Annotated in this window: 5 protein-coding genes; all 5 read left to right on the forward strand. The window is 30.8% G+C overall.

Going from position 1 to position 8,200, the window contains the following annotated elements:
- Position 1: 1 nt before the first annotated feature.
- On the forward strand, positions 2–2,809 hold the full coding sequence (locus ACN0WB_RS11400) for a T9SS type A sorting domain-containing protein (RefSeq protein ID WP_417431887.1): 2,808 nt from the start codon (positions 2–4) through the stop codon (positions 2,807–2,809).
- Complete coding sequence (locus tag ACN0WB_RS11405; RefSeq protein WP_417431889.1) at positions 2,810–3,277, forward strand: hypothetical protein; 468 nt, start codon at positions 2,810–2,812, stop codon at positions 3,275–3,277.
- A 238-nt stretch (positions 3,278–3,515) separates the two neighbouring features.
- Positions 3,516–3,995, forward strand: coding sequence for a hypothetical protein (locus tag ACN0WB_RS11410; protein ID WP_417431891.1), 480 nt, complete (start codon positions 3,516–3,518; stop codon positions 3,993–3,995).
- A 116-nt stretch (positions 3,996–4,111) separates the two neighbouring features.
- Entirely contained in the window at positions 4,112–6,286 is a 2,175-nt protein-coding gene (locus ACN0WB_RS11415) for a TonB-dependent receptor (protein ID WP_417431893.1), read from the forward strand.
- Positions 6,287–6,951: 665 nt separating this feature from the next.
- Positions 6,952–8,200, forward strand: a 1,249-nt coding sequence (locus tag ACN0WB_RS11420) for an ectonucleotide pyrophosphatase/phosphodiesterase (RefSeq protein WP_417431895.1), incomplete at its 3' end; no start/stop codon positions are given.

Raw genomic sequence — 8,200 nt, forward strand, 5'->3', positions numbered from 1 at the left:
TATGATAAATAAAATATTTTCTGGATTAATGTTTCTTATTTTTATTGGAACATTTGCCCAAAATAATGAAACAATTAGGAGAAGAAAATTATTACAAAAACAATATGCAAAGCTAGAAATAGCCGCTAAAAAAGCACACATTCTAGATAAAGCGGCAGGAATACCACCAAACTCATATAATGAGCAAGATTTTAAAAACACGATGGATCCTGTTACAGGAACGACGCATTTTTCTTCATTATTAAATTTAAGACAAGATTTAAATGCAGGGAAATATGCACCGAAAGTTTCATTAAGTTTATTAAGTGATAGAGGCGTACAAAACCTCAATGGAAAAACAATTATTAATCAACCTTGGATGGAAAGAGGTCCTTATAATGTGGGTGGAAGAACTAGAGCCATTATGTTTGATCCGAATGATGCTTCAGGAAAAAGGGTTTTTGCAGGTGCAATTTCCGGTGGACTTTGGGTAAATCAAGATATTACAAATCCTGCAAGTGAATGGCAACCTTTAAGCCAGTTCTGGTCAAATACATCCGTTTCCAGTATTACTTATGATCCCAATAATACACAAACCTTTTATGTTGGAACAGGAGAATGCGAAACAGCAGATGCTATAGGCTCAGGAATTTGGAAATCTACCGATGGTGGTACAAATTGGACAAATATTTTCACTGTTCCTGTTACATATAACGGTAACGTAAGAATGGGAAATTTTTATGTAAATGATATTAAAGTAAGAAACAATGGCGGAGTTTCCGAAGTCTATGCCGGTGTAAGTGCAGGGAATTCTACCATTGGAGGAAATTTTATGGGTCTTTACCAAGCAGGTCTCTATAAATCTACAGATGGTGGTGCAAATTTCACCAGAAATGATAATTTTCTTGCTTATAATAATGGTGGAACTAAAATTGGTTATGGAGTACAACAAATAGAAATTGCAGCAGATAATTCAATATGGGTTTCTACGCGACGATCTGTATTTGGTTCAGCGGTACCTTCTGGAGGCAGACTTTTCAGATCTACAGATGGAAAAATTTTTACTGCAATTTATAATTCGGGCTTAAACGATAGTCGCGTAAATTTTTGTTTATCTAAAACTAATGCTCAAAAAGCTTATATTTTAATGCAAGGAAATGGAAGCAGCGAACCAGTAAGAATCCTTAAAACAATAAATACTGGTACCTCTTGGTTGGCTACAAACGATGCTTCTCCATCTATAACACTTCCGCAAGATGCAGATACAGGAATTCCTAATAATGATTTTACGCGTGGACAATCTTTTTATGATTTAATTATTGTTACAGATCCAGTAAATGATGAAAACGTTTATATAGGAGGAGTAGATTTATTTAATAGTACAGATGGAGCTGCTTCTTGGACGCAAATATCAAAATGGTCTAATAATAATAATTTATTTGGATTACCCATTTCTTTAGTACATGCAGATCAACATGCTTTAGTTTTTAATCCTAAAAATTCTAAACAAATGATTTCAGGAAATGATGGAGGAATTTATTTTGTGCCAGATACAGACAATATTGGAACAAGCGCTGGTTTTGTGTTGAGAAATACGAAATATAATGCAACTCAATTTTATAGAGGTACTTTAAATCCCACTGCTTCACCTAATAATGAAGATTTTATCGCAGGAGCTCAAGATAATGGAACACAAAGATTATCTGGCGCTCAATTAGCTAATAAATTCTACAATAGTTCATCATATAATGGTGGCGATGGTGCTTATACTGAATACGATGATCAAGCAAAGTATATTATAAGCAGCTATGTTTATAATAATCATTATATAGATTCTCCAGCTAATAATTCATTTAATTTAATCTTTCCATCTGCAACAGACAATAAGCTAGGTCACTTTATAAATGAAATGACTGTGGATAGAAACAAAGATATTTTATATTCTTACAGAGTTGGTTTAACTATAAATAAAGTTTCAGGTTTGGCATCGGTTCCTCAAAATTTAGTAAGAAGTACTATTTCTGCAGGAACTCCAGATTCTGGTGAAGAAGTTTCAGCTTTAAAAGTTTCACCATACACTACCACTTCAACTACTTTATTTGTTGGTTCTAATTTGGGTAAACTTTATAAAATTACTAATGCAGATTCTGGTTTGCCTGGAGCCAATTTATTATCTACACCTTTTGTGGGAACTATTTCAGATATTGGTTTTGGAACTTCAGAAAACCAAATATTAGTAACGATTTCAAACTATGGCGCGTCTACAATTAATATTTTTTATTCTGATGATGCAGGTTTAACATGGAAAGAAAAAGAAGGAAATTTACCAGATATGCCTGTAAGAACCATTTTGATGAATCCAGAAAATACTTCGGAAGTAATTATTGGTACAGAATTGGGAATTTGGGGAACTGCAAATTTTCTAGATGTATCTCCCACCTGGAAACAATATTCCGGAGACATGGGAAATGTAAGAATAACAGATTTAGATTACAGACCTTCTACAAAAACAGTTTTAGCATCAACTTATGGTCGCGGTGCATGGACAAATACTATTGCTGATCCATTGGCAACTTCTGAAACAAAATCATACTCACTTACAAGAGTTTATCCAAATCCATCTCGTGGTAATTTGCATATTAAATATGACAATATAAAATATAAAAATGTAACAATTAATATATTTGATGCTTCTGGAAAGTTAGTTTTCACTAAGGAGAATGTTGCTTCAGATGAAGAATTTCAAGCATCTTTAGTCAAAGGTTATTATGTTTTGAAAGCTATCAATGGCACAGATACTGTATTTACATCTGCATTAATTATAAAATAAATGTTCAATTCTAACCTTATTTTGCTTTTTTCTGCCGTTCTACTTTCCTGTAGTTCTGTTGATAAATCCAATAATATGAATAAAGACTTTACTCTCATCTCTGCCGAGAAAACGACTTGGTTTGGCGGCAGAGAAGGTGTAAAAGGAACGCTGTATAATTTTACTTTAAAAAATAATCAAAAACAAAGTTTTCAATTTACAAAATTGCGCATAGGTAAAGATAATTATCCTTTGAAGACGATTGTAAAACAAGATTCAATATTTATTTCCGCTTCTGTTACAGATTCCCAAAAGGTTAAAAATATAGAAGTTGAATCTGGGAAAGAAATAACAGAACAAAAAAAAGAAGTCGAAAATAATTTAAGTTTAGAATATTACTTATCGAATTCTAAAATTATCCAAAGCCTTCCGATAAAAAAAATTACAGAAAAATCTTCTCATATATCGGGAGATTCATTACCTAATTAATTTTGTTTAAAAGTCTCTTTATTTTTCTGAGTCTCTTTATTTTAAAATTACAAATAAAACAATCTAATAAAACGTTTAGGTTGTTTTGTTTTTTTAATTTAGCTGAAATTTTTATTTTGTAAAAACAGTTTATAATTAAAAAAATATTTAAAGATATAAAGCAATTTTTAAAAACATTCATTTGAAATTTAAATTCTACTATCTTTTTCTAATTCCTCTTTTCATAAGCATTTCGTTTATGTCGCTTCCTTTTTTGCATCATCTAAAAAAAGAAATTAAAAAAGAAATCAAATTTCAAATTTTTCGTCAAAATTTAGATATGGCAGATTTAGTGAAGTTTAATGAAAAAGATTTAAAAAATGCACATTGGAAAGAAGATGAAGAATTTATTTTAAATCATCTTTTTTATGATGTAGTTTCTATAAAAACCAAGAACGGCGAAAAAATCTACTACTGTTTTAAAGACAAAAAAGAAACTAAAATTGTGCAAATAGAAACTGAAATCCGCAACTTTATTGTAGGTTCAAAGTTTAATACACCTGAAGCAAAACCTTACTTTGCGAAAATCTTTAAAGTAAATCCTGTTTCAAAAAAAATACCGCAAACATTTTCTTTATTGGAAGAAAATCAGTTTTTAAAATCAAATTATCAATATTATCATAATTCAATTAAAGTTTCTGATTTTATTGATAAGTTCACAATTCCTCCCGAAGTTTAATATTTTAGGCAGTAAATTCTTTTTTTTGAATTTATTTTAAAATATTAATCATTTAAAGTAAGTGACTTTGGAGTTTTACAACTTCAGGTTTTCACTACTTTACAACTTTACAACTTATGAAATTACAAATACTCATGGGTGCAATTTTAGCATCATCATTTGCTATGGCGCAAAATCAAGAGCAAACCATAGATTCTGTCCAGATCTTCGGCAGAAACAAAATAAAACACGAACAAGCAGATTTTAAGAAAAATGCACAAAGTACAGAAACGCTTGGTTCTTATGAAATCAACCGAAATAATTCTGCCTTTATTGAGCAAAGTTTAAATACACTTTCTGGCGTTCAAGTTAATAAAAGAACCAATCTTGGAAGTCAACAAGTCATTGTGAGAGGTTATGGAAATGACCAGAAATCCGCGAATTGGGGTGTGAAATTTTATTTAAATAATGTTCCAATTACCAGTGCAGATAATACCACAACTTTAGATGGAATCGATTTTTCTTTAATTAATAATATTGAAGTAATAAAAGGTCCAGCTGGAACAATGTTCGGAAGCGGAGTAGGTGGCGTTATTCGTTTTTATATGCGCCCCGAAACTCAAAAAGGAGTGACTTTATCTCAAAAATTAGTCGGTGGTTCTTTTAAATTATTACAAACTGCAACTCGTGTAGATGCGGTTGGAGATAATTATTCTGTAATGTTTAATTATGGACACATTCAAAGTGATGGTTACAGACCGAGAGGAACGAGTTTAAGAAACGATTATTCTTTTCTTGGAAATTTTAAATTAAATTCTAAACAAAATATTACCGTTTATGCAAGTCAGAATTATTCTTTTGAAGGAACACCGGGACAGATTTCTTATGAAGATTATTACAACGGTTATGATCCAGGAAATTTGGCTTACGCTAAAAAGAATTCAAACACGAAATTAAAATCCACTCGCGCATCAGTAAATCACGATTGGCAAATTTTACCAAATTTGAGCAACAATACATCAATTTTTTATTTTAATTTAGATTCTGAACACACTTCTGCAGGTTCTTTTGAAAATGAAACAATACCAAATTATGGGCTTCGTTCTGTATTCAATTTAAAAAATAATTTAAATGAAAATTTTTCTAATGAAGTAGAATTGGGCGCAGAATTAATGATGTCACAAGGTTTAGCTACAAAATATAAATTTACTGGAACTAATGCAAATAATCCTTTAGAAGTAAAACCTTTATCAAGTGGTTATTATTTTAAAACTTTTAATCAAGCGTTAAATTATTTTGCAGTAGATAGAATAACTTACAAACCTTGGTATTTGACTTTAATTGCAGGAGTGAGTGCAAATAATACAATGTATGAGCGTACAGATCTTCTTGCGATGCAAGGATTAATTCCGGGTTATAATAAGGACTTTTCTTTTGATAAAAAGTTTGAAACCGTTTTTATGCCACATATTGCTTTGCAGAAAACTTATAAAAAACAAATATTTAATTTAAGTTACAGCGAAGGTTACAATTCCCCAACTTCTGCAAGTTCATTTAATGATGGTTTACAAAAAGCAAGTGATGATTTGCAGCCAGAACGCGCAAAAATGTGGGATTTCAGTGTGCAAGGTTTACTCGCAAATACAAGATTTGATTATCAAGTTTCACTTTTTAGAATTAATGTCACCAATAAACTGAGCAAACTTTCGGGTTCAGATGTAAATAATAATCCATATACTTATTTTGCAAATACTGGTTCACAACGCAATCAAGGTTTTGAAGTGAGTTTAGGATATGTTTATAATAATGATAAAGCTTTCATAAAAACCATTCGTCCTTTTATGAATTTATCTATTTATGATTTTAGATATACTAATTTTAGAGGATTGGCTCGTGACACTTACGGCGTATATGATCATAAAAATGTAGTGGGAGTTCCTCGTTCTAAATATGCAATTGGTTTAGATATAAATACTCAAATAGGTTTATATTTAAATAATACTTTTACTTATTTAGGTGACGTGTATGCAGATTTTGAAAACGCAAATCGAGTAAAAGGATTTACACAATATAATGCAAAACTGGGTTACAAAAAATCTTTAGGAAAATTTGAATTGGATATTTTTGTGGCAGGAAATAATTTGACAAGCCAAATAAATTACACTTATTTATTTATTGGAAATAGTATCGGAGATAGTGACAAAGGTTCAAATTATCCTTCTACAACAGATCCTATGAAAAAAGCAGATGTTACACCTGGTTCTAAAAATGCGTATTTCTTTGGTGGACTAAATATTAAATATCATTTTTAAAAAGCCATTGCAAGAAAAGCAATCAGTCATTGTGAGAAAAGCAATCCGTCATTGCGAGGAACGAAGCAATCTGTTGTTTTGAATACAACCGTCTTAAAATTTATTTTTAAGGCGGTTTTTTTATCTTTCTGAGAAACGATTTACAAAAATGATTTTCATAAAGTTTTTTTTCAATTCAAGCTTTGTCAAAATTTTCCGAAGAGTGATTGTACTTTGACAAAGTTTTTGAATATATTTCTTTTTCAATTTTTAAAATGGCCTCGGAGTTTTTTACATTGAGTAAAAAGTAGAAAAGTAAAAGTAAAAAGTATTGCAGAGATTTTTGTTCGTCAGAAATCGCAGTTTTAGGCTTAAAAATTCTTTTTGTCATTCTGAACGAAACATAGTGAAGTGAAGAATCTCTTTGCTTTTTAAAGATTCTTCCTTCGTCAGAAATCACAGATTCAGCGAAGCTAATGACAAACGTGATAATTAAACAATTTTTAAAATGATCTCGGAGTTATTTGAGTTAAAAAAAAATAAATTTTCTAAAAATAAATTTTCATTTTTTAGCCAATAAATTCAGTCTTGATGTTTTGTTACCTTTGCATCAAGGCAAAAGTAAAAGAAATAAATTCTACTCGATTATTTTATATTAATTACTTTTACAATACAAAATCAAACCCATGAAAAAGCACTTTTTTTTAATTCTAATCTTAAGTTTTAACTTATTTTTCTCACAATCAGATACGGCGCAAATCGTCATTCCACAAAGAGAAAATTCACAACTTTCCGAAATAAAACCTTACGTTATTTTAATTTCCGCCGATGGCTTTAGATATGATTACGCCAAAAAATACAATGCAAAAAATTTATTGAAATTATCAGAAAACGGAGTTGCTGCAGAAGCCATGATGCCAAGTTTTCCAAGCATAACTTTCCCAAATCATTATTCAATTGTAACCGGATTATACCCAGCTCATCACGGAATTGTTGATAATTTTTTCTACGATTATAAAAGAAAAGATTTTTATGCGATGAGTAATAAAGACCGGGTTCGAGATGGAAGTTGGTACGGTGGAACGCCACTTTGGAGTTTGGCGGAAAAACAAGGAATGCTTTCTGCATCAATGTTTTGGGTGGGTTCAGAGAGTGACGCAGGTGGAAAAAGACCAACTTATTATTACAACTATCATGAAAAATTTTCACCCGAAGAAAAAGTAGATAAAGTCATTAATTGGTTAAAATTACCTTTAGATAAACGTCCACATTTTATTACTTTATATTTCCCCGAAGTGGATCACAATGGACATAAATTTGGTCCCGATTCTCCAGAAACTGAAGCTTCAGTTCATTTAATTGATTCTACTGTGGGAAGTTTGGTGCAAAAAGTAAAAGATTTAGGTTTAAAAAATGTTAATTTTATTTTTGTTTCAGACCACGGAATGATAAAAGTGGCAAAAGAAGAACCCATTGCAATTCCTGAAATCTTAATGGATAAATCCAGATTTGATTATTATAATTCGCAAACTTTATTGCGCGTTGTAGTGAAAAATCCGGCGGAAGTAAAAAGTGTTTTCCGAGAATTGAGAAAAAATAAAACAGATAATTATAAAGTTTATTTAGACAAAAGATTTCCGAAAAGATATCACTTTGGTGCTAAAGATGACCGTTATAACAGAATTGGACAAATTCTTCTTGTACCTAAAGCACCACAAATTTTCCTTGAAAAAGGTAAAAAAACTTCTATCGGAAAACACGGTTACGATCCAAAAACAACTCCTGAAATGCGCGCGACTTTCTACGCGTTTGGTCCTGCTTTTAAAGAACATTTAGAAATAAATAAATTTTCAAATGTGAATGTTTATCCATTAATTGCTAAAATTCTTGGTTTAAAAATCACGGAACCAATTGATGGGAAAATTGAGGTTTTAG

The organism is Halpernia sp. (assembly GCF_048269545.1).
Taxonomy (GTDB): Bacteria; Bacteroidota; Bacteroidia; order Flavobacteriales; family Weeksellaceae; genus Halpernia.